Origin of the sequence: Streptomyces sp. NPDC002790, from assembly GCF_040295505.1 — a bacterium.
Classification (GTDB): domain Bacteria; phylum Actinomycetota; class Actinomycetes; order Streptomycetales; family Streptomycetaceae; genus Streptomyces.
In genome coordinates, this window is sequence record NZ_JBEOVM010000026.1 from 47968 (window position 1) to 69271 (window position 21304).

22 protein-coding genes and 1 pseudogene are annotated in these 21304 nt (G+C 70.6%); 10 read left to right on the plus strand and 13 right to left on the minus strand.

Annotated elements, in window-relative coordinates; genetic code table 11:
- Nucleotides 1-20 precede the first annotated feature (20 nt).
- On the plus strand, nucleotides 21-254 hold the full coding sequence (locus ABT004_RS15090; protein WP_351336122.1) for a hypothetical protein: 234 nt from the start codon (nucleotides 21-23) through the stop codon (nucleotides 252-254).
- Between the two features lie 45 nt (nucleotides 255-299).
- On the opposite strand, the gene ABT004_RS15095 is transcribed toward ABT004_RS15090, so the two are convergent.
- Entirely contained in the window at nucleotides 300-1358 is a 1059-nt protein-coding gene (locus tag ABT004_RS15095) for an aldo/keto reductase (protein ID WP_351336125.1), read from the minus strand.
- 67 nt (nucleotides 1359-1425) lie between these two features.
- On the opposite strand from ABT004_RS15095, the gene ABT004_RS15100 reads away from it, so the two are divergent.
- Entirely contained in the window at nucleotides 1426-1962 is a 537-nt protein-coding gene (locus ABT004_RS15100) for a TetR/AcrR family transcriptional regulator (protein WP_351336128.1), read from the plus strand.
- Nucleotides 1963-1987: 25 nt separating this feature from the next.
- Here ABT004_RS15100 and ABT004_RS15105 read toward each other — a convergent pair whose 3' ends face one another.
- From ABT004_RS15105 to ABT004_RS15120, 4 genes are all read right to left on the minus strand, one after another.
- Nucleotides 1988-3355 carry an MFS transporter gene (locus tag ABT004_RS15105; protein ID WP_351336130.1) on the minus strand — a complete coding sequence of 456 codons (1368 nt, stop codon included), beginning with the start codon at nucleotides 3353-3355 and terminating at the stop codon, nucleotides 1988-1990.
- Nucleotides 3356-3470: 115 nt separating this feature from the next.
- A complete protein-coding gene (locus ABT004_RS15110; protein WP_351336133.1) occupies nucleotides 3471-3929 on the minus strand; it encodes an RpiB/LacA/LacB family sugar-phosphate isomerase in 459 nt (152 codons plus the stop codon).
- A gap of 50 nt (nucleotides 3930-3979) precedes the next feature.
- Nucleotides 3980-4975 carry a LacI family DNA-binding transcriptional regulator gene (locus tag ABT004_RS15115; protein WP_351336136.1) on the minus strand — a complete coding sequence of 332 codons (996 nt, stop codon included), beginning with the start codon at nucleotides 4973-4975 and terminating at the stop codon, nucleotides 3980-3982.
- A gap of 131 nt (nucleotides 4976-5106) precedes the next feature.
- A complete protein-coding gene (locus ABT004_RS15120) occupies nucleotides 5107-5349 on the minus strand; it encodes a hypothetical protein (RefSeq protein WP_351336210.1) in 243 nt (80 codons plus the stop codon).
- Here ABT004_RS15120 and ABT004_RS15125 point away from each other — a divergent pair.
- Nucleotides 5319-6491: pseudogene (locus ABT004_RS15125) on the plus strand (glycoside hydrolase family 2 TIM barrel-domain containing protein); the annotation flags it as partial. The gene ABT004_RS15120 and the pseudogene ABT004_RS15125 sit on opposite strands and share 31 nt — an antisense overlap.
- Nucleotides 6488-8296: a sulfatase gene (locus ABT004_RS15130; RefSeq protein WP_351336138.1), complete on the plus strand. Its 1809-nt coding sequence runs from the start codon at nucleotides 6488-6490 to the stop codon at nucleotides 8294-8296. The pseudogene ABT004_RS15125 and the gene ABT004_RS15130, both read left to right, overlap by 4 nt.
- Here the strand turns inward: ABT004_RS15130 and ABT004_RS15135 are convergent.
- The 6 genes from ABT004_RS15135 to ABT004_RS15160 are packed head-to-tail and all read right to left on the minus strand — an operon-like array spanning nucleotide 8286 to nucleotide 15094.
- Nucleotides 8286-10019, minus strand: a complete 1734-nt coding sequence (locus tag ABT004_RS15135; RefSeq protein ID WP_351336141.1) for a CocE/NonD family hydrolase — start codon at nucleotides 10017-10019, stop codon at nucleotides 8286-8288. The two genes, ABT004_RS15130 and ABT004_RS15135, sit on opposite strands and share 11 nt — an antisense overlap.
- Nucleotides 10016-10993: an MBL fold metallo-hydrolase gene (locus ABT004_RS15140; protein WP_351336143.1), complete on the minus strand. Its 978-nt coding sequence runs from the start codon at nucleotides 10991-10993 to the stop codon at nucleotides 10016-10018. The genes ABT004_RS15135 and ABT004_RS15140 overlap by 4 nt, the downstream gene beginning before the upstream one ends.
- A gap of 5 nt (nucleotides 10994-10998) precedes the next feature.
- The gene (locus tag ABT004_RS15145) at nucleotides 10999-11922 is read right to left on the minus strand and encodes an alpha/beta hydrolase (protein WP_351336146.1); all 924 of its coding nucleotides are present in this window, start codon (nucleotides 11920-11922) and stop codon (nucleotides 10999-11001) included.
- Nucleotides 11923-11927: 5 nt separating this feature from the next.
- On the minus strand, nucleotides 11928-13043 hold the full coding sequence (locus tag ABT004_RS15150; RefSeq protein ID WP_351336149.1) for an FAD-dependent oxidoreductase: 1116 nt from the start codon (nucleotides 13041-13043) through the stop codon (nucleotides 11928-11930).
- Between the two features lie 52 nt (nucleotides 13044-13095).
- On the minus strand, nucleotides 13096-14061 hold the full coding sequence (locus ABT004_RS15155; RefSeq protein ID WP_351336152.1) for a phosphotriesterase family protein: 966 nt from the start codon (nucleotides 14059-14061) through the stop codon (nucleotides 13096-13098).
- A 58-nt stretch (nucleotides 14062-14119) separates the two neighbouring features.
- Nucleotides 14120-15094, minus strand: coding sequence for a phosphotriesterase family protein (locus ABT004_RS15160; RefSeq protein ID WP_351336154.1), 975 nt, complete (start codon nucleotides 15092-15094; stop codon nucleotides 14120-14122).
- A gap of 246 nt (nucleotides 15095-15340) precedes the next feature.
- Between ABT004_RS15160 and ABT004_RS15165 the strand changes: the two genes are divergently transcribed.
- The 4 genes from ABT004_RS15165 to ABT004_RS15180 are packed head-to-tail and all read left to right on the plus strand — an operon-like array spanning nucleotide 15341 to nucleotide 18768.
- Nucleotides 15341-16513: a cytochrome P450 gene (locus ABT004_RS15165; protein ID WP_351336156.1), complete on the plus strand. Its 1173-nt coding sequence runs from the start codon at nucleotides 15341-15343 to the stop codon at nucleotides 16511-16513.
- Nucleotides 16510-16698, plus strand: a complete 189-nt coding sequence (locus ABT004_RS15170; RefSeq protein ID WP_351336159.1) for a ferredoxin — start codon at nucleotides 16510-16512, stop codon at nucleotides 16696-16698. The genes ABT004_RS15165 and ABT004_RS15170 overlap by 4 nt, the downstream gene beginning before the upstream one ends.
- Entirely contained in the window at nucleotides 16695-17837 is a 1143-nt protein-coding gene (locus tag ABT004_RS15175; protein ID WP_351336162.1) for an NAD(P)/FAD-dependent oxidoreductase, read from the plus strand. Before ABT004_RS15170 ends, ABT004_RS15175 begins: the two co-directional genes overlap by 4 nt.
- Before the next feature lie 10 nt (nucleotides 17838-17847).
- Nucleotides 17848-18768 (plus strand): LysR family transcriptional regulator, encoded by a 921-nt coding sequence (locus ABT004_RS15180; protein ID WP_351336165.1) that lies wholly within the window; start codon nucleotides 17848-17850, stop codon nucleotides 18766-18768.
- 21 nt (nucleotides 18769-18789) lie between these two features.
- Here the strand turns inward: ABT004_RS15180 and ABT004_RS15185 are convergent, their stop codons facing one another.
- Complete coding sequence (locus ABT004_RS15185; protein WP_351336168.1) at nucleotides 18790-19398, minus strand: TetR/AcrR family transcriptional regulator; 609 nt, start codon at nucleotides 19396-19398, stop codon at nucleotides 18790-18792.
- Nucleotides 19399-19602: 204 nt separating this feature from the next.
- On the opposite strand from ABT004_RS15185, the gene ABT004_RS15190 reads away from it, so the two are divergent.
- Both ABT004_RS15190 and ABT004_RS15195 read left to right on the plus strand, forming a co-directional pair.
- Nucleotides 19603-19902, plus strand: a complete 300-nt coding sequence (locus ABT004_RS15190) for a hypothetical protein (RefSeq protein WP_351336171.1) — start codon at nucleotides 19603-19605, stop codon at nucleotides 19900-19902.
- Nucleotides 19899-20093: a hypothetical protein gene (locus tag ABT004_RS15195; protein ID WP_351336174.1), complete on the plus strand. Its 195-nt coding sequence runs from the start codon at nucleotides 19899-19901 to the stop codon at nucleotides 20091-20093. The genes ABT004_RS15190 and ABT004_RS15195 overlap by 4 nt, the downstream gene beginning before the upstream one ends.
- An 18-nt stretch (nucleotides 20094-20111) precedes the next feature.
- Here the strand turns inward: ABT004_RS15195 and ABT004_RS15200 are convergent, their stop codons facing one another.
- Nucleotides 20112-21302 carry an amidohydrolase family protein gene (locus ABT004_RS15200; protein WP_351336177.1) on the minus strand — a complete coding sequence of 397 codons (1191 nt, stop codon included), beginning with the start codon at nucleotides 21300-21302 and terminating at the stop codon, nucleotides 20112-20114.
- Nucleotides 21303-21304: the final 2 nt, after the last annotated feature.

Consider the following 21304-nt stretch of genomic DNA (forward strand, 5'->3'; position numbering starts at 1 on the left):
GGCTGTGCAGTGCCCGCTCGATGCGTTCCAGTGAACGCCCCTTCCACCAGGCACTGGACCGGGCGGACGGCGCCCACGCCATGACCGAACTCCTCGACGGCCCCGAGCCTCCGGACACGGCGTTCGCCTTCAGCGACGAACTCTCCCTGGGCGCCCCGCAATGCCTGGCCGACCGCATATACAGCCCCGAGAACGCCGTGCCCGCACAGGATCTGACGGTGGCTCACCGCTTGGTGGTGCGCGGGACGGCGTGAGGCGGGCGGGTGACCCGGCAACCGGCCGCCGGGCCGGCCTGTGTGTCAGACCACCGGAACGACCGGGCCGTCGAGAAGACTCCGGTCCCCGTCGGCGCCGTGGGCCAGCGCGGCGGCCACGTCCTCGTGCGGGGCGCCGAGCCGGATCGCGCTGACCTCGTCCAGCTTCTGGTAGTGCTGCGGGGCGAGTTCGACGTTCAGGGCGTCGAGGTAGCCCTCCAGATGGGCCGGCGTGCGGGGCCCCACGATGGGGAGCAGCGAGGTCCCGGCCCGCGCCGCGCGTTCACGCAGCCAGGCCAGCGCGACCTGGACCGGGCCGGTACCCAGTTCATCGGCGACTGCGAGGACGGCGTCGAGCACGGCGGTACGTTGCCCGCTGCCCTCGCCGGTCGTGCCGTCGGACACGGCCCGGGCGCTGAGCCGCCCCTGCTCGCCATGACGGTACTTTCCGGTCAACAGGCCTCCGGCCAGCGGTGAATAGAGAACCACACCCAGGCCGTGCGCCTCGGCCATCGGAAGGAGCTCCCGCTCCGCCGAACGTTCGGCCAGGCTGTACTCGGTCTGGACGCCGACCAACGGCATGCGCCCGCCCAACTCCGACCTGACGGCGGCGCCCGCCACCCGCCAGGCCGGGAAGTTCGACAGTCCGCCGTAGCGAATCTTGCCCGCCCGGACCAGGTCCTCGAAGGCGGCCAGGATCGCCGGCAGCGGAGTCACGCCATCGGGGAAGTGCGGCATGAAGACATCGACGTAGTCGGTCCCCAGCCGTCGCAGGCTCTCCTCCAGGGACCGGATCATGGCCTTGCGGCTGTTGCCCGTGGTGCCGGGGCGAACCTGGGCGCTTCTGGTACCGCTGTACTTGGTGATCACCACGTAGTCGTCGCGGTCGCGGCCCAGCAGCTCGCCGAGGACGGTCTCGGCCTCGCCGTTCTGGTAGATGTTCGAGACGTCGAAGGTGGTCCCGCCTGCCGCCACGAACGACTCGAAGATCGCTCCGGCCCCCTCCAGGCCCGCCGCTGCCGGGGCCGAACCGAAGTTGGCCGTACCCAGCACGTACTCCGACACCCGCAGGCCGCTGTGTCGTCCGAAAGTCTGGTAGCGCATGTGATCCTCCTCGGATTCTGCGGTACGGTCGACGACACTAACACGTAAAACGAATGGTCATTCTCTTATGCCGAAGGTCAGCCAGGCCCACCTCGACGCCCGCCGCCAGCAGATCATCGACGCCGCCCGCGCCCGCTTCGCCGCCGACGGCTTCGCACGGACCTCCATGCCCGACATCGTCCGGGCCTCGGGGCTCTCCACGGGGGCGATCTACCGGTACTTCAAGAGCAAGGACGAGATCGTCGCCGCGATCTGCGAACAGTCGAGCCAGGCGTTCCCCGCGGAGCTGACCGCCGAGTCCATCCAGGACTTCCTCGACCACATCCGCACCCTGGCGCGCGAGGAGGGCCACGCCCGACTGGTCGCCCAGATCTACGCCGAGGCCGCGGTCTCACCGAGCCTCGCCGCGCTCGTCACCCGCCAACTCGGGGAACTGCGCGAGGCGGTGTCCGCGCTGCTGCCCGACCACGAGCCGGTACGCGCGGCCCGGACCGCCGAGGCCTTCGTCGCCCTCTGCCAGGCCTACAGCCAGCAGCTTGCCGTGCGGGACGACGTAGATCCGGGCCCCTTCACGGAGGGGCTCGTCGCGATCGCGGGATCGTAGCCGCGGAGTTGCCCCCGGCATCGCCTCAGGTCCTCGCACCACTCGCCGCAGCCCCAGTGGCCGGCGCCGCCCGGAGTTCCGCGGCGACAAGGCCGCTCACGCGCTCGCGTTCGGCGCGGCCCCAGGTCTCCTTCGTGACCAGGATGCCGACGAGGCCGATCACGGCCGCGGCGAGGTACAGCAGCGCGGCGCCCGGCCAGCCGAAGGCGCCCACCAGGGCGGCGGCGAGCAGCGGGGCGAAGCCGCCGATGGCCGCCGCAATCTGGTAGCCGAGCGAGGCGCCCGATGTACGCGTCGCGGTGCGGAACTGTTCGGTGAGCAGGGAGCCCTGGGTGCCGGTGAGCGAAGCGTGGATGAGGCCGATGCCGATGATGAACACCGCGACGACCAGGGCGGGTTGGGCGGAATTGGTGAGCAGATACATCGGGAACGCGAAGAGGATGGCGGCCGTGCACCCGGCGATATAGATGGGTCGGCGTCCGATGCGGTCGGTGAGCGCGCCCGCCAGGAAGGTGACGCCGATGGCCAGGACGCTGGCGACGGTGATCGCGCCGAGGGCCACGGGCCGCAGGTCGGGGTGGTGGTCGGTGATGTAACTGAGCAAGTAGGTCGCGGTGGAGTAGTAGGTGAAGGACTCCACGACGCGCAGCGCGATGACCCGCACGATTCCGCGCCAGTCCCCCGCCAGTGTCGCCAGGAAGGGGTTCTTCTCCGTCCTGCCCTCGGCCCGGGCCTCCTGGAACTCGGGGGATTCCGAGAGCCGCGAGCGCACGATCAGCGCGGCGACGACGAGCACGGCGCTCACCAGGAACGGGGTCCGCCACTGCCAACTGCCCTCCAGGGTGGCGCTCCAGGCGAACACGCCGCTGGCCAGGGCGATGCCCAGCGGGTTGCCCGACTGGGGTATCGCGGCGAACATGCCGCGCCGGTGCCAGGGCGCGTGCTCGTACGCCATGGTGATCGCCCCGCCCCATTCGGCCCCGAACGCGAGGCCCTGCACCATGCGGATCACGGTGAGCAGGACGGGGGCGAGCACACCCACCTGTTCGTATGTGGGGAGTGTGCCGATGAGGAAGGTGGCCGCACCCATGACGATCATCGCGGCGACGAGGACGGGCTTGCGGCCGAACTTGTCGGCGAAATAGCCGCCGACGGCGCCGCCGAGCGGGCGCATGACGAAGCCGACCGCGAGCGTGGCGAAGGAGAGCAGCGTGCCGACGAAGCGGTCGCTTTCGGGGAAGAAGACGGCGCCGAAGTAGAGGGCGGACGCGGTGCCGTACGCGATGAAGTCGTAGTTCTCGACGCTGGTGCCGAAGGCGGCAGCGATCGCGGTTTTGACGCGGTCCTTGGAGCCGAGCACGCTCGGCTGCCCTGCGGGGGTGCGGGTGGACATGGGGATCTCCTGCGGGTTCGGGGCACGTGCGGGTACGCCGAGGGGACGCCCGGCGCGGTGCGTGCGCGGGCGTGGGGAGGGAGTCGGTGCGGGAGCGGGAAGAGCGGGGGGGGTGTCAGACGGTGCTGGGCGTCAGGGTGTCGAGGGCGTTGAGTTTCGCGACGCGGCGGCGGGTGTCCGCGTCGTCGTCGAAGGTGGCGCCGAGGAACTCGCGGACGATGTCGGGCACGAGCGCGTGCGGCACCAGCCAGGCACCCATGGCGATGGCGTTGGCGTCGTCGTGCTCGACCGACTGGTGGGCGGAGTACGGCTCGTGGGCGAGACCGCAGCGGATGCCGGGCAACTTGTTGGCGGCCATGACGGCGCCCTGCCCGGTACCGCACACGAGCACGGCGCGGTCGGCGGCACCGCTGAGCACCGGCTCGCAGGTGGCGCGGGTGATGTCGGGGAAGTCGACGGGTTCGCTGCCGTGGGTGCCGCAGTCCACCACTTCGTGCCCGAGCGTCTCGATGGCCTGCCGGACGGTGTCCTTGAGTGCGAAACCGGCGTGGTCCGCGCCGAGGGCGACCCTCATGTGTTGTCCTGCCTTTCGGATTTCACTGTGCACAAGTACCTTGCGCGCGCTCACTGTTGGGCCTTGGGCGACCGGTCGACGAAGGACGTGGGCACGCGTTCGCCGGTGGCTCCGCGCCCGGCGATGAGGTCCACGACCCCGCGCACGCCGAGCCGTCCGATCTCCGCCGCGTCCTGGCGGAGCGCGCTGATGGGCGGCGAGGCGAACTCGAACCAGTCGAGGTCGTCGACGGACACGACCTCGATACGGGCCGCCCCTTCGACGCCGAGCCGCTCGCGCATCGCGCGCACGGCGCCGAGCGTGGTCGGTCCGTTCGCGCCGAACACGGCCGTGAACGGGACGCCCCGGTCGAGCACGCGATTCATGGCCTTGGCCGCCCCCTCGGCGAGGAAGTCACCGGCCTCCAGCAGCCCTTGGGCGGTGCTGATGCCGTGCTCCTCGCGCCCGGCGAGGTAGGCGGCCCGGCGCTCGGCGCCGGTGGAGATGGTGTCGGGTCCTCCGATGAAGGCGACGTCGCGATGCCCGCGCCGGCGCAGCCAGTCGAGCACCTGCCCGACGCCCTGGGCGTTGTCCGTCCCGTACATGGGCGCGTCGATGCCGTCGATGGTGCGGTTGAGGAAGACGAGCGGAAGGCCCGAGGCGACGGTGGCGGCGAGCTGCGGCGAGACGGTGCTCTGCGGCGCGAACAGCAGGCCGTCGATGCGCTGGGAGGCGAAGGTCTGCAGGTAGGCGTCTGCCTGGTCGGCATCCTCGTTGGCGTTGGCCAGCAGGACGGTGTAGCCGTGCAGGCGGGCCTCCTGCTCGGCGGCGTGCGCCAGTTCGGAGAAGAACGGGTTGCGGATGTCCGAGACGAGCAGCCCCAGTACGTCGGTCCGTGCGCGCCGCAGCGCGCGGGCGGGCCCGTTGGCGACGTAGCCCAACTCAGCGGCGGCCGCGAGCACGCGCCGACGCGAGTCCGCCGAGGTCTGACTGCTCCCGCTGAGTACCCGCGACGCGGTCCCCAGAGCGACTCCGGCCCGCGCCGCGACGTCCTTGATCGTGGCCATCCGTGGCCCCACCTCCTCGTGGACTCCATTCCATGGAAACGTTTCCATGATGTGGATGACTTTAAGATCGCATACGGGCTCGGCTCAGGGCAAGGGGTGGGCGGGGGCGGGCCTCCAGGGCCCGACCGGTCTCAGTCCACCATCAGCGCCGAGGCCCGCGGCGCCAGGAAGTGGTCCATCACCAGTTCCGCGGCACCCTGAGCGGCGACTTGGACCCCCACCACGGAACCCTCGACGCGGATGCCTTCGCGCGCCGCCACGAGTTCGTTCGCCACGAGGTCCGGCACGACCGGGAGGAACGCCGGACCGAGGCGGTCCCACAGCGGCCCGCCGAGCACCACCCTCCGTACGCGCCGACCTCGACCTCGCGCCACGGCTGAGCCTGCCGCTGCCCCCGGAGCGGATCCGGCTGTGGTGTCCACAGGACCCGCACCTCTACGACCTGCGTATCGAACTCCGGGACGCAGAAGGCCAATTGGTCGACACGGTCGAGTCGTACGCCGGTCTGCGCAGTGTCGCCGTCACCGGAAAGCAGGTATGCATCAACGGCGAGGTCGTGTTCCAGCGCCTCGTCCTCGACCAGGGCTACTACCCCGACGGCCTGATGACCGCTCCCGACGACGCCGCCCTGGTCCGTGACATCGAACTCGGCCTGGCCGCCGGCTTCAACGGCGCGCGCCTGCACCAGAAGGTCTTCGAGGAACGCTATCTCCACCACGCCGACCGCCTCGGCTATCTGGTGTGGGGCGAGTTCGGCGACTGGGGCTGCAACACCGAACAGGGCCAGTCCACCAACCAGCAGCCGGACGCCTCCTACGTACAGGAGTGGCTGGAGGTGCTGGAGCGGGACCACTCCCATCCGTCGGTCATCGGCTGGTGCCCGATGAACGAGACCTGGCAGGACTACGGCGACCGGATCACCGCGCTCGACGACGTGATGCGCGCGATGTTCCTGGCCACCAAGTCCCACGACACTTCACGCCCGGTCCTCGACACCTCCGGCTATGCGCACCGGGTCGCCGAGTCGGACGTGTTCGACAGTCACGACTACGAGCAGGACCCGCGGCTCTTCGCCGCCAACCACAAGGCACTGGCCGACGGTGATCCCTACGTGAACCGCTCCGACACCACTGGCGAGTCCTGGTCCATCGGCTACCGAGGACAGCCCTTCTTCGTCAGCGAGTTCGGCGGCATCTGGTGGAACCCGGCAGAGGCCGACCGGCCGCAGTCGGACACCCGGGCGGGGTCGTGGGGCTACGGCGACCGGGTGCGCACCCAGGAGGAGTTTCACACCCGGTTCGAGGGGCTGGTCGGTGTGCTGCTCGACCACCCGGACATGTTCGGCTACTGCTACACGCAGCTCACCGACGTCTTCCAGGAGGAGAACGGCCTCTTCGCCTTCGACCGCTCGGAGAAGTTCGACATGGAACGCATCCGCGCGGCTCAACTCCGCCCCGCGGCCATCGAGTCCGGATGCGAGACCAACACCGAGACGAGGGAGAGGGCCCGCCCGTGAAGGCCATCATGGTCATGTTCGACAGCATGAACCGGCGCATGCTGCCGCCGTACGGCGCGGACTGGACCCATGCCCCCAACTTCACCCGCCTCGCGGCCCGTTCCACCGCGTACGACAACTGCTACGTGGGGTCGATGCCCTGCATGCCGGCGCGCCGCGAACTGCACACGGGCCGCTACAACTTCCTGCACCGCAGCTGGGGCCCGCTGGAACCGTTCGACGACTCGATGCCCGAACTCCTCAAGCAGCGCGGCGTGTACACCCATCTGACCAGTGACCACCAGCACTACTGGGAGGACGGCGGCTCCACCTATCACGGCCGCTACAACACCTGGGAGTTCTTCCGCGGACAGGAGGGCGACGCCTGGAAGGGGCAGATCGCCGACCCGGTGATCCCGGAGAACCTGCGCGGCAAGCGCCACGATCTGTGGCGCCAGGACTGGGTGAACAGGGCGCACATGGACACCGAGGAGACGCATCCGCAGACGCTGACCTTCGACGCCGGGCTCGAGTTCCTCCGCGTGAACCAGGCCGCGGACAATTGGTTCGTACAGATCGAGACCTTCGATCCGCACGAACCCTTCTTCTCGCACCAGCAGTACAAGGACCTCTATCCGCACGACTACGAAGGGCCGCACTTCGACTGGCCGGACTACGGCAAGGTCACTGAGACCGAGGAGCAGGCGAGCCACGCCCGGATGGAGTACGCCGCGCTCCTCTCCATGTGCGACCACTCGTTGGGCCGAGTCCTCAACGCCATGGACGCGTACGACATGTGGTCGGACACCCTGCTGGTCGTCTGCACCGACCACGGCCTGCTGCTCGGCGAGAAGGGCTGGTGGGGAAAGCTCGTCCAGCCCTGGTTCAACGAACTCGCGCACACACCGCTGTTCGTGCACGACCCGCGCAGGCCGACACTCGCGGGCAGCCGTCACTCCGGGCTCGTCCAGACCATCGACCTCGCGCCCACACTCCTGGAGTTCTTCGGCGTCGACCGCACACCCGACATGCAGGGCCGTCCCCTGTGCGAGGCGACGGACGAATCGGGCGCTGAGGTGCCGCTGCGCGAGTCCGCGCTCTTCGGCATGTTCGGCGGTCACGTCAACATCACCGACGGCCGCTGGGTCTACATGCGCGCCTGCCACGACGCGACGAACTCACCGCTGTACGAGCACACCCTGATGCCCACCCACGGCCGCGGCCGCTTCGCCCCGCACGAACTGGTCGACGCCGAACTCGCCGGCCCCTTCACCTTCACCAAGGGCGTCCGCACGCTGCGGGCCCCGGCCAGAACCGCGCCCGGCTTCGACCCCTACCGCTTCGGCACCCTCCTGTACGACCTGGCCGACGACCCCCGGCAGGAGCGGCCGGTCCAGGACGACGAGGTGGAGCTTCGCATGATGCGCATGCTGGTGGCACACCTCCGGGACACCGACGCCCCGGCCGACCAGTACGAACGACTTGGCCTGCCCCTGCAGCCCGAAGACGTGACCACGGCCCACCTCCAGGTCGCCACGCACCGGGACAGGCCGCGGCAGGAGGCGGCCCTCTCCCCCGCCCCGCGGGCCGACGAGTTCCCCGAGAGCCGCCTCGGTCTGCGCACACCGTTGGCGGTGCTGCTGTCCGACCCGGTGGCGGTGGATGCGGTGCGCCGCTTCGTCCCCGGTCTCACCGACACCGAGCTCCTGACGGTGCGGGACTCGGTGTCCCTGCTTCAGCTCTCCGCCGCCACTGGGCGACCCGACCGGGGCCAACTTGAGGCTCTGGCAGGCGAGTTGGCGCGCCTCTTCCCTCCTAAGAAGTAGCCGCCCGTGTGAACGGCAACACCAGCCGCGACCGATGCGCCGCGTCCCGGTACACCTTGTGCGTGACCGGGCGGCCCACCGGGAGGTGGAACGCGTCGGGTGGCAGCAGTGCGTTGTGCGCGTCCGCCAGCGGTTCGTTGTTGGAGAGTTCCGCTACCAGGCGGTGGCCCGGCAGGAAGGTCGCCGCGAAGGGGTAGATGCGCAGGACGTACTCCTCGACCCGGCCGGGCTCGACCGGGACCGCGCGGGTGTGGGGGTGGTGCGGGTCGCCCTCGGTGGTGCGGGTCTCGTCGAGTTCGCGGTGCGAGGCCTTGAGGTAGGCGGTGGTGATGAGTTGGCGTTTGCCGGCCGGGGCCTCGTCCCACATGCGCAGGATGAGGTTCGTGTCGGGCTGGTCGATCTCGGCGAAGAGGTGGGCCGCGCCCTGGCCGATCATCTCGGTGGGTTCGGTGAAGGGGGCGGTGCTCCAGTTGAGGATCTCCACCTTGTCGGTCACCGTGAGGGGCGCCTGGTAGAAGCCGTCGGGGGCGGCGTGTTCGGCGCCCATCGGCTCGGGCTCGTAGGAGAGTTGGCGACGTGGTCGGAGGTACAGGGGGCGGTGCTCGACGTCCCGCGGGGGCCATTGTGTGCCCGTGACGGTCTCGCGGGAGCCCTCGACGTGGACCGTGACGGCCGGCTCGTCCATGACGCCGTTGTCGATGCCCTTGAGCCAGTACTCGTACCAGCGGAACATCTTGTCGTGCTCCTCGACGAAGGGGCGCGACTGCATCGGCGGATAGGGGCCGATGTCGAGCTTCTTCGGGCCGTTCAGCGCCTTGTAGAGCTCGATGGTGCCGTCCATCGTCCAGCCACGGCCCTGGTCGATCTGGAGCCAGACGGGGATGTCGATGTTCGGGGCGAGGGTGATCGGGTTGCGTTCCTCGTACCAGTCGCCGTCGACCTCGTTCATGGCGATGTCGAACCAAGCCTCGTGGTTCTTCGGGTAGTTGAGGACATGGAACAGGTTGGGCCAGGCGGCCACGTCCGGGTCCTGGAGGCGCTCGGCAACCCGCTTCTTGATCTCCTCGGGCGTGTAGGTCTCCAGCATGCGGGACTTGACGCCGTCGGTGAATGCCCAGCCGGAGTCGCCGCCCCGGCCCTCGCGGGCGGCGCGCGGCATGAGCCACATGATGCCGCCGTGGTAGGTCGTCTCGTAGAAGTCGTAGTGGCCGCCGCTGACGAAGATCGCCTTGAGGCTCGGCGGGCGTTCGGCGGCCGCAAGTACCTGCATGGAGCCGAAGTACGAGATGCCGATCATGCCTACGTTGCCGTCGCACCAGGGCTGCGCGGCGACCCACTCGATGAAGTCGTACGCGTCCTGGCCGAGGGGGACGCCGCCGGCGTTGTAGTTGCCGATGTGCGTGCCTTCGGAGGCGCCGGAGCCGCGCAGGTCGCCGATGACGTGGACGTAACCCTCGTCGACGACGCGCGCGATGTCACCCGCTTCGATGCAGCCGTCCCACATCGGGCTGGGTCGGCGCTGCGGGGGTGTGGTGAGGGCGAGTGCCTGGAGTTCCTTGCCGTAGGGGCTCAGGGCGACGAGTGCGGGGCGCGGTGTGTCGTCGTCCGCGCGGCCGTAGGTGTCCGCCGCCAGCGTGACGCCGTCGCGCATCGGCACCCGGAGGTCCTTGCGGGCGGTGATGGTCTGCGCGCCCGCCTGAATGGTGTGTTGGTGGTCGGTCATGTCTGCGGTGTGCTCCTGTGTGACGCGTGCTCGCCGGTCGTGTCGTCGTCGCGCGTGCGATACGCGTGCATCGAGGTGAAGAACGGCGACGGTTCGAGCGTGGGATCGCCGGTGTAGTCGAGTTCCTCGGCGGCCGCGGCGAACGGGGAGTACGGGGAGTCCGTCTCGGTGAGGCCCGACTCCAGGCAGCTGCAGGCGGCGTGGTCGACGCGGGCCTCGGCGGTGAGGCTCTGGTCGATGGCCTCCCGGGCCTGCGCCTCGTCGAGTTCGACGCCGTACGGTGTGCCATCGGCCCTGCGGTAGGGGTGGCCGAGGTAGAGGCGGTGCGGGCGGATCTCGTCGCGCAGGTATTGAAGGCCCGCTCGGTACGCGGACGGGTCGGTGTAGCCGGGGAAGCCGTTGGCGGCGCCGTGGACCTGCACGGCGTCACCGACGAACACCGAGCGTTGCCCGTCGACCACGTACGCGACCGACCCGGGGGTGTGTCCCGGGAGCGCGTGCACGGAGACGGTGACGTCTCCGCCGAGGGAGAGTGTCTCGCCGCCCTTGACCAGCCGGGTGGGCTCCAACTCCCCCGAGATGACGGCCTTCGTGGCCGCCGCCACCTGGGCCTCGCCCTCGGGGTCGCGGAGGTACCGGCCGCGGCCCGCGCGGTATTCGTCGACGTGCGCCTGCCGGGAGCGCAGCATCGGCGCGTCGGCCTCGTGGATCACCACCTGTGCCCGGCGTCCGGTGAGTTCCCACAGGGCGTGTGCGCCGCCGACGTGGTCGATGTGACCGTGTGTCAGCAGGATCCAGCGGACGTCCTCGATGCGGCGCCCGATCGCCTCAAGCGCGGGGGCCATGCCCTCGGCGGGTGAGGTGGCGATGCCGGTGTCGATGATCGCGGGTTCGGGTGCGTCGACGTAGAAGCTGTAGAGACCGAAGCGGCCCCAGGGCGAGAACAGGGGGTGGACGGTGATGTCTTCGGGCATGGCGCTCAGCGCCCGGTGAGGAAGTCGCGGGTCTCGGTGAAGACCCGGTGGTATTCGGGGATCCAGGAGAAGTGCTGGACGAAGCCGTGCCCCGCTCCCTCGTAGCGGCTCACCGTCGTCGCCACTCCGGCCTCTTGCAGGCGGCCGCCGTAGAGTTCGCCCTCGTCGCGCATGGGGTCGAACTGGGCGGTGACGACCAGGGCCGACGGCAGCCCGCTCAGGTCCTTGCGCTTGATCGGGGAGACCAGCGGGTCGGCCGGGTCGGCGCCGCTGTCGACGTAGAAGGCGTTGAACGGCTTGAGGCCCGCCGTCTCCAGGCCGTAGCCGACCGCGTTCTCCCGCAGCGAGGCGTAGCGGTCCTCGTCGAAGTCCAGGTCGAGGGAGGCGTAGTAGAGGATCTGGTGGGTGATCCGGTCGAAGCCGTCGTCGTGTGCCCGTGCCGCGACGGCGGCGGCGAAGGTGCCTCCGGAGCTGTCACCGGCGACGGCGAGGGTCGTGCCGTCCCAGCCCAGCGACTCGCCTTGTTCGGCAGCCCATCGGGTCACGGCGTAGCAGTCGTCGAGGCCCGCCGGGAACGCGGACTCCGGTGCCCGGCGGAAGCCCACGGAAACGACCTTCAGGCCGGTCTCCTTCGCCAGTGAGCGTGCGACGTGGTCGTGCGTCTCCAGGCTGCCGAGGAAGAACGCTCCGCCGTGGAAGTAGACGAGCAGGCCGTGGCGGTCGGCGTCGGTGGGTGTGTAGACGCGTATCGGCACATCACCGGTGGTGGTGTGTGCGGTCAGGTCCGCCACCGCGTGCAGCGGCAGGCGCTCCTCCACGGGAGGTACGTGTGCCTCTTCACCGGCGCGCATCGCCACCGGGTCGAGGGGGCCCTCGGGCGGGGCCGGGAGGGTGGCGAGGAACTTCGCTACCTCGGGGTGCAGCGGCATGGTTCCTACTCCTTTGTCGCGGTGGGCGCGGTCGCGGGCTTCTGGCCGGGGAAGACCTCGTCGATCTCGTCCTCGGCCCAGCCCTGCCGCGAGATGGCCTGCAGCTTGTCGGTCACCGGCTTGCGGGTGGCCTGGAAGAGGGCGAGTCCCTCCTTCACGGAGTCCGCCTCGCGCAGGGCGTCGGCGAGCGCTCCGGCGTCCTCGATGGCGGAGTTGGCGCCCTGGCCCTGGTGGTGCAGCATCGAGTGCGCGGCGTCGCCGATGAGGACGACGGAGTCCGTGTGCCAGGTGTCGATGGGGTCGATGTCGTAGACGGCGCGGGCGTTCACGGTGTCCATGTCGAGGCCGCGGGTGATGTCCACAAGGCGCTCGTCGAAGCCCTCGACCGTGCGCAGGATGTCCTCCTTGGTGACCTGCGGTGTCCACTCGCCGTCGGGGCACAAGGCGGTGATGTCGAAGGACACCTGGTCGCGGTGGCGCAGCGGCAGCAGGTAGATCTTCGTGCCGCGGCCGATGTACATGCGCAGGTTGTCGTCGGTGACCATGCCCCGCGCGTCGGCCACCGGGATGACGGCGCGGTAGGCGTGCTCGCCGGAGAACACCGGCTCCTTGTCGCTGAACAGCCGCTGCCGCACGACCGACTTGATGCCGTCGGCGCCGACGACGAGGTCCGCCTCGGCGGTACTGCCGTCCGCGAAGGTCAGTACGGAGCTGTCGCCCCTGTCCTCGACGCTCTCCAGCCGGTGGCCGAGGCGCACCATGCCCTCGGGCAGGGCGCCGAGCAGTGCCTCGATGAAGTCGCCGCGGTGGATCAGGTGTGTACGGGTCTGCTCGCCGTCGGCCGGCCACGCCTCCTTCATGATGGGTTCGCCGGTGGGGGTGAGGATTTCGAAGTACTCGCTGGGCGAGCTGACGGGGGCGATCGCGTCGAAGATCCCCCATTCGCGGAACCGGTTCATGGTGACGGGGCGCAGGCCGATGCCGGCGCCGACCTCGCGGATCCGGCTCGCCTGCTCGTACACGGTGACGTCCGCGCCGAGCAGGCCGAGCGCCTTGGCCGCGGCGGCGCCACCGTAACCGGCTCCGACGATGGCGATCTTGAGATCTTTCAGGTCCTGCATGAGGTGGGGTCTCTCCTGCTTCTCGGTGGTCAGGAAGGCGGCTTGTGAACGGTCAGGAAGTCGGCTTCCGGACGGTCAGGAAGTCCGCGGGGTTGTCGACGAAGATCGTCCGGATGGCGGCCTCGTCGAGACCTGCGGCACGCAGGTCCGGGAGCAGGTCGTCGAACAGGTAGTTGACGGTGTGGCCCTTGACGCCGGGCCAACCCAGCGGGGAGCAGTTGGCGTCGGCGGAGGCGAGGACCTGGCCGATGCGGCGGCCTCCGTCGATGAACCGCAGGAAGTGGTCGAGGCGGTCCTTGCGGGGGCGGGCCCAGAACGGCGGGTCCGGGAGCTCGGTCTCGTAGCCGAAGGTGTCGAAGCCGATCCGGCCGCCCTGTTCGGCGATCCAGACGTCGCGCGTCTTGTCGGCGTTGACACCGTCGTCGACGTGCCCGAACAGGACGCGGTCCAGGGGCAGCTGTTCCTCGTTGAAGATCGCGACGGCGTTCTCGGCGTCGATCGCCAGGTGGGTCAGGATCGGCACGCCGGTGGCGAGCGCGGCGCGGGCTGCGGCGCGGTAGATGCGCTTGTCGAGGTCGGTCATGCGGCCGCCCCGGCTCACGCCGACCTTGATGACACCCGCGCGGCTGCCGGTCTCACCGATGCCGACGGTGATCTCGTGGACGAACTGCTGGGCCAGGTAGTCGACTTCGGCGCGGGCGAAGTGCGGGAGAGCGGTGTCGCCGCCGACGAAGCCGGTGCAGGCGACGATGTGGACGCCGGTCTTCGCCGACAGGGACTTGTAGTAGTCGACGTCGCGGCCGTTGCAGATGCCGGTCGCGTCGACGAAGGTGCCGCCGCCCAGTTCATGGAAGCGGCGCAGCTTCGGGACGGTCTCCTCGTAGCGGCGCTCGGGGTCCTGCCACCACTGCGTGTCCAGTTCGGAGCCGGGCATGCCGTAGCCGATGTGTTCGTGGACGGCCACGAAGCCCAGTTCCTCGGCGGGGATCGGCCCCAGGACGGTGTTCACTCGCGACACAACACTCAACTCGCCTTCGGGTTCACGGAGTTCTTGACGGTCGGTTCGGGGCGCACGCTCAACGCGCCGCGAGCAGCTCGCGCGGATTGGCCTCGAGGATGCGCCGTACGTCGCCGTCACCGATGCCGTGTGCGCCCAGCAGCGGCACGAAGGCGGTCAGCAGGTGGCTGTACGGCAGGTCGACCGCGGGGTACCCCTTGGCGACCCCGGTCGCGCCGACGGAGAGCAGGATCCGGTCGGTGTGTCCTGCGCGCACGAGGTCGGCGACCAGGGCGGCGCGCTCGGCGTCGCTGAGGTGCTCGTCGTCCTCGGTGCCGACGTGGTCGAGGAGGACGTGGGCGCCGCGGGCGGCGATCTTCTCGGGTGCGCCGGCGGCGACGGCGTCCTTGCGGTCCAGGCCACCGACGGCCACGCGGTCGGCCGGCAGCTTCTCGGACAGGGCGATGTCGAGTTCGCCCACGGCGTCGGCGCCGTGCCGGAAGGAGACGGCAGTGCCGGTGGCGAGGGCGGCGCGGGCGGCGCCGCGCAGCAGGCTCTCGTCGGTGGCGGTCATGCCGGCACGGGTCACGGCGGTGGTGACGAGCCCGGCCGGGCCGCGGCGCTCCACGCGCGGGACCACCATGCCTTCGGTGATCTCCCGGGCGAAGAGGTCGGCGAACTTCTCTGCGGGCCAGGGGGTCGGCGGGTTGGTCTGCGGTGTCAGGAAGTAGCCGCCGAGCAGCTCCTCGGGGCCCTGACCTGTGGAAGCGACGATGTGCACGCCGGTGGCGCGGGACAGGGCCTCGTAGAGCCGCACGTCGCGGCCGTGGAACATGCCGGTGCTGTCGACGATCGTGCCGCCGCCGTGGGCCCGGAAGTCGCGCAGCCGGTCGGCGAGCGTCTCGAAGATCTCGGCGCGATCGAGGGTGACGTCGAAGGCGTGCTCGGCGCCCGGGAGCACCGAGAGCAGTGCCTCGTGGACGGAGACGACACCCAACTCATCGGCCGGCACCGGCCCCAGGACGGTGTTCACAGTGGTGCTGTTCACGCTCATGCCTGCCTCACGTGTCCGATGCGGGTGCGGCGGTGCACCCGGTGGATGAGCTCACGCTAGCCATTCGCTTTACAGCATGTCAACGAAATGAACGCCATGAAAATCAATCGTTTCTGGCGTTGCACCAAGGTGCGAGATGTGAGCATCGCGTCGCCGCGGCTTGCGTGATGACATGCAGGTCATGCATGCAGAGACATGCGAATCATTCATTTGATGAATGTGGCCGGGCACACTTTGACTGAGGACATGAGCCGACCGCCCACCTCAGACGTGGATCTCTTCGCCGACGAGGTTCTCCTCGACCCGCACCCCGTCCACGCACAGCTGCGGGACCTGGGCCCCGTGGTCCACCTGCCGCACAATGACGTTCACGCACTGACGCGCTACGACGTCGTCCGAGGCGCCCTGGCCGACTGGGAGTCCTTCTCCTCGACGTCCATCGCCTTCAATCCTGCGGCCGATCAGGCCCTGGCGGGCACCTCGCTGGCATCCGATCCGCCGACGCACACCCCGTTGCGCACGGCCCTCACCGAGAACCTCTCGCCCCGCGCCCTGCGTGGACTCAAGGACCGGACCGAGGCAAAGGCCGACGTTCTGGTCGCCGCACTCGTCGAGAAGGGCTCCTTCGAAGCCGTCGACGCCCTCGCCCGCACCTTCCCACTGGAGGTCGTCGCCGACCTGATCGGCTTCACCGGCCACGTGCGCGAGAACATGCTGCGCTGGGGCCAGGCCGCGATGCAGGTCATCGGGCCGGCCAACCAGCGCACCGCCGACAGCTTCCCCATCGCGGGCGAGCTGTACGCCTGGTGCTCCGAGGTCACGGCCGACAACCTGGCCGAGGGCTCGGTGGGCCGCGGCATCTTCGACGCCGAGGCGCGCGGCGCCATCCCCGAGGGGACCGCGGGACACATCATCCACCAGTACCTGGGCGCCGGCATCGACACGACCGTCGCGGCCATCGGCAACGTGGTCGCCCTGTTCGCCGCCCACCCCGAACAGTTCGACAAGGTGCGCGCCGAACCGTCCTTGACGTCCGCGGCGTTCAACGAGGTGTTGCGGTACTGGCCCCCGGTCAACGTCTGGGGCCGTGTCACCACCCGCGACGTGGAGATCGAGGGCGTCGTCGTCCCGGCGGGCGCGCGGATCGCGGTGCTGCTCGGCGCCGGCAACCGCGACCCGCGGCACTACGAGAACCCCGACGCCTTCCTGGTCGAGCGCAATCCGGTCGACCATCTGTCGTTCGGCTACGGGCCGCACGGCTGCGCGGGCCAGGGCCTCGCCCGCATGGAGGCCCACGCCGTGCTCACCGCGCTGACCCGGCGCGTGCGACGCCTGGTCGTCGGGCCCGAGGTCCGCGTTCCCGCCAACATCACCCGGAGCATCGAAGCGCTCCCCGTCCTGGAGGTGATCCCCGCATGAGGATCGTTCTCGACCGTCCCCGCTGCGAGGGACACGGCCTGTGCGAGGAGGCCGCACCGCACCTGATGCACCTCGACGACGAAGGCGAGCTGGTGCTCGACCGCGAGGAGGTCGGCGCGGGCGAGGCCGCGCCCGCCCAGGCCGCCGCCCGCGTGTGCCCCGTCGCCGCGCTGAGGGTCGAATGAGCGCCGTCGCGCTGCGCCGCGTCGTCGTCGTGGGCAATGGCATCGCCGGGCTCACCGCCGCCCACACGCTGCGCGAGAGCGGATTCGACGGCGAACTGACCGTCGTCGGCGACGAGTCGCACCCGGCGTACAGCCGGCCCGCCCTGTCGAAGGCGCTGCTGCTCGACGGCGACGACCTGACCTCGCACACGCTGCCACCGGCGTCCCACGGGGCGAGGGAAGTGCTCGGCGTACGCGCGAGCGGCCTCGACGTGGACCGACAGCTCGTCACGCTCGAAGACGGCACGGCCCTGCCGTACGACGGTGTCGTCCTCGCCACCGGCTCCCGGGCGCGACGGCTGTCCGAGCTGCCCGACGAGGTCACGTTGCGCGGGCTCGACGACGCGCTCGCGCTGCGCCGCCGCCTGACCGGCCGACCCAGTGTCCTCGTCGTCGGCGGCGGGCCTCTCGGCATGGAGATCGCCTCGGGGTGCCTGGCCGCGGGCTGCCGGGTCACCCTCCTCTCACAGGGGCAGCCACTGGTCGCCCGGCTCGGTCCGCGTCTCGCCCGCGTCCTCACCGACGCCGCCCGCGAACGGGGGCTCACCGTGGTCGAGTCCGGGCCGGTACGCATCGAAGGGCGGCCCGGCGACGCCCACGTCGCGCTCGACGACGGCACGGTGCTGCGGGCCCAGGTCGTCCTCAGCGCCGTCGGCGACATCCCCAACACCGACTGGCTCGCCGGCACCGGGCTCGTCGTGAACGGCGCCGTCCCCGTCGACACGCGCGGCCTCGCCCGCCCCGGCATCGCGGCCGTCGGCGACCTCGCGGCCCTCCCCACCCCACAGGGCCCGCGCCGTGTCCCCCTGTGGAGCAGCGCCGTCGACCAGGCGAAGGCCGCCGCGCGGGCGCTCGTCCACGGCGACGACGCCCCCGCGCTCTCCTTCCAGCCGTACTTCTGGACCGAGCAGTTCGGGCACACCCTCAAGGCCGTCGGGCACCTGCCCGCCGAGGGGGAGCCGCAGTACGCGGTCGGCGGCCCCGGCGGCGGCCCCGCACTGATGACCTGGCGGCAAGAGGACGGCAGCACCACGGCCGTCGCCCTCGACCACCGCATCCCGGTCCCCCGGCTGCGCCGCATGACCCGCACCGCCACATAGGGTGTGCGCCATGAGCGGCGAGGAGGACACCGGCACGTCGGGACTCGACCGGCTGGCATCCGTCGACCTCAACCTGCTGGTGCCCCTCCTCGCCCTGCTGGAGGAGCAGTCGGTGACCAGGGCCGCGGAGCGGGTGGGGCTCTCGCAACCGGCCATGAGCCACGCCCTCGCCCGGATGCGGCGCCTGCTGGGCGACGACCTGGTCGTCCGTCAGGGCAGCGGCGTCACGCTCACCCCGCGGGCGCTGGAGCTGATCGCCCCGCTGCGCGGCGCGCTGCTGCAGACGGCGCAGATCGTCGATTTCCCGTCCTTCGTCCCCGCCACCGACGAGCGGGTCATCACGGTCGCCATGACCAACAGCACCGCGTTCGTCGTCGGCCCCCGGCTGACCCGGCTGGTCGCCGAGCGCGCGCCGCACGCCACACTGCGGATCCGGACGATCACGGTGCCGACCGAGGCCACCTTCACCGAGGGGGGCGTCGACGTCGTACTGATCTCCGAAGGGCACTTCTCGCCGTATCCACGCAGTCGGCTGTACGACGACCGCTGCGTGGTCGTCGCCTCGCCCGACACTCCGCCGCAGGCGAGCGCGCTTCAGCTGCTCTCCACCGAGCCGCACATCGTCGTCGACACCGAACGGCGGGTCTTCCCGTACTCGGTGCTGGAGGACGAGGGCATCCCCCACCGGGTCGGGCTGTGGATCTCCGACTTCCTGCTGGTGCCGTTCCACGTGGCCCGCGCGGGCGGGGTCGCCCTGCTGCGCTACCGGGTGGCCGCCGCCATGCGGACCCTCGCCGACCTGCGGATCGAGGAGTTCCCCTTCCCGCTGCCCGGGCTCGGCATCGACATGGTGTGGAACCCCCGGCTGGCCGACCGGCACTTCGTCGACTGGCTGCGGGAGCTGCTGTGCGACGCCGCGGCCGAGCGCTGAGCCCGTCGCCCGAGGGACGGATCAGGTCAGCAGCCGGACCCAGCTGGCGCTCAGCTCGTCGAGCAGCTGCTCGCGGGTGAGCTTCCAGTCGGCGCTGCCCCAGTGCTGGGCGACGTAGTCCAGTTCGGCCATCGCGAGCACCCCCCGGAAGCGGCGCTGGTGGGGGGCGAGGCGCCCGGCCTGGGTCAGACCGTCCTCGATGTCGCTGATGGCCTCTTCCAGCCACCGCTCCACCAGATCGCGCAGCTCCGGATCGATCGCCGCGGCGTCCCGGCCGACGCGGATGATCGGCCGGATCTCGGGCCAGCTGTCGGCGGTGCGCCGCAGCCAGAGGCCGATCGCCTCCACCGTCCCCTCGGCCACGGTGGCGACCAGATCCTGGGCCGTCGATCCGTGCTCCGGGGAACGAACTCGCTGGAGCGCCTCGTTCAGCCGCTCGTCGATGAGCGCCTTCATCAGGTCGGTCCGGGAGGGGAAGTAGGCGTAGAAGGTGACCCGGGTGGTGCCCGCGGCGGTCGCGATGTCGTCGACCTTGGTGGCGGCGTACCCCTTCGTCGTGAACAACTCGAGCCCGGACTCCAGCAGGAGGCGGCGCGTCATCTGCTTCTGCGCCTGTCGAAGGTTCGCCATGCCGGAAATCCTAATGCCCCACCGCGCACCCGCTGTACGGACGGGCTCCAGGTCATACGCCCTGGCCACACCGTCAGGGGCCGCCGAACCGTCCGCTCCGGAGGCGGGGCCCGGGAGAAGCGGCACTGACCGGCACTTGATGACCCGGTGCCTGAGAAGGCTCGATTCGGCGCATGCCCGCCGCGGCGCTCGTAGGATGCCGGGGTGCCGAGACCCGTCCCGATACCGAAGAGCCGCCGCGCGTGGATCGTGACGTGGGCGGTGCTGTGTGCCGCCGGCCTCGCCGCCACCTACGTACTGACCACCTCCTCGGAACCCGAGCCGCCTCCCAAGAAGCCGGTCAGCGCCCGGTGCGCCGAACTGATCAAGAACATCGAGGGCCAGATCGCCAAGAACGAGCGGGACGGCAAGAAGGACGGAGTGGTGGCGTTTTCGCGCATCCGGGGCGCCGGCCAGGAAGATTGCGGCGATGCGCTCCGCGACCACTTCGGCAGTAATCGGTGAAGCGTGGCGCCCGGGCCGCCGCGTTCGCTGGTCTGGCCGCCGTCACCACCGCCGGGCTGACCATCGCCATGCGCGTCACGTCCGAACCGGAGCCGCAGCCCGCACCGACGCGGGTGTACTCCTCCTGCCTGGCGGCGGACACCCGGCCGCCCGCTCCCGGCGAGGGCCCGTGCGAGGGTCCCGGGCGCTGAACAACTCCCCTATTCCTGCTACGTGTTGGTGATCGGGTCGTACCGCCTGCCCGCCGCGATCACGGCCCCGACGGACTGCAACGCCCCGAGGTCCGTGAGCGGGTCGCCGTCCACCACGAGGACGTCCGCGCTGTAGCCGGGAGTGAGCTGCCCGGTTGTCTCGTCGAGGCCCAGCGCGCGAGCGGGCTCCGTCGTGGCCATCGCGAGGACGCGGTCGTTGGGCAGGCCCAGGTGCCCGTAGAACGTGAGGCTGGAGGGCAGGCCGTCGAAGCTGGCGCGCTGGACTCCCGCGTCGGTGCCCGCGATCAGCCGCGCGCCCGCCTCGGCCATCCGGCGCACCGCGTCGAACATGGCCGCGGCGCGCTCGGCGCCGAAGAACCGCGGCAGCATTCGCCAGTTCGGGCTGACCGTGGGGCAGACGTAGATGTTCCGCTGAACGATCTGGTCGAGCACGTCCTGGCGGACCTCGATCCCGTCGGCCGTCATCCACGTGCAGTGCTCGATACTGTCGACCCCTGCCGCGACGGCGGCGGTGATGCCGTCCGCACCGTGCGCGTGCGCCGCGACCGGCAGTCCGGCGCGGTGTGCCTCGTCGACGAGCGCCGCCAACTCCCCTTCGGAGAACTGGGTTTCCCAGCTCTGGGCGCCGCCCTTGGTGAGCCCGCCGCCGGTCTCCATGACCTTGATGACCTTGGCGCCCGCCTCCGCGTTGCGCCGCACAAGGCGCCGGACCTCCTCAGGGCCGGAGACCTCGCCACCGAGGAACCAGCAATGGCCACCGGGCGGAGTGACGGGCACCGTCGCCGAGACCAGCCGCGGGCCCACGGCCGAGCCCTCCCTGATGTCGTGGGCGAGACGCACCGCGAGGCCGCCCCGGTCACCGAGATCGCGGGCCGTCGTGACACCGACGCTCAGCAACTTCCGAGCCCGAGCGGCCATCGCGGCGAACAGCGCCTCGTCGTCCTGCTCCTGGAGCGTGGCTACGGGTTCCGGTCCCGCGTCGAAGCAGAGGTGCACGTGGGCGTCGATCAGGCCCGGGAGCACGGTCGCGGCGGGAAAGTCGAGCCGGGGCTCGTCGGGCTCCGCCTGGCGCTCGACCTCCGAGCGCGGGCCGGCGCCGGCGATGACGCCCTCGCGTACGAGGACGGCGCCGTCGGCGACTGTGTGAAGATCCGGTCCGGCCAGGACTTGCGCGGCGGTGATCAACATGA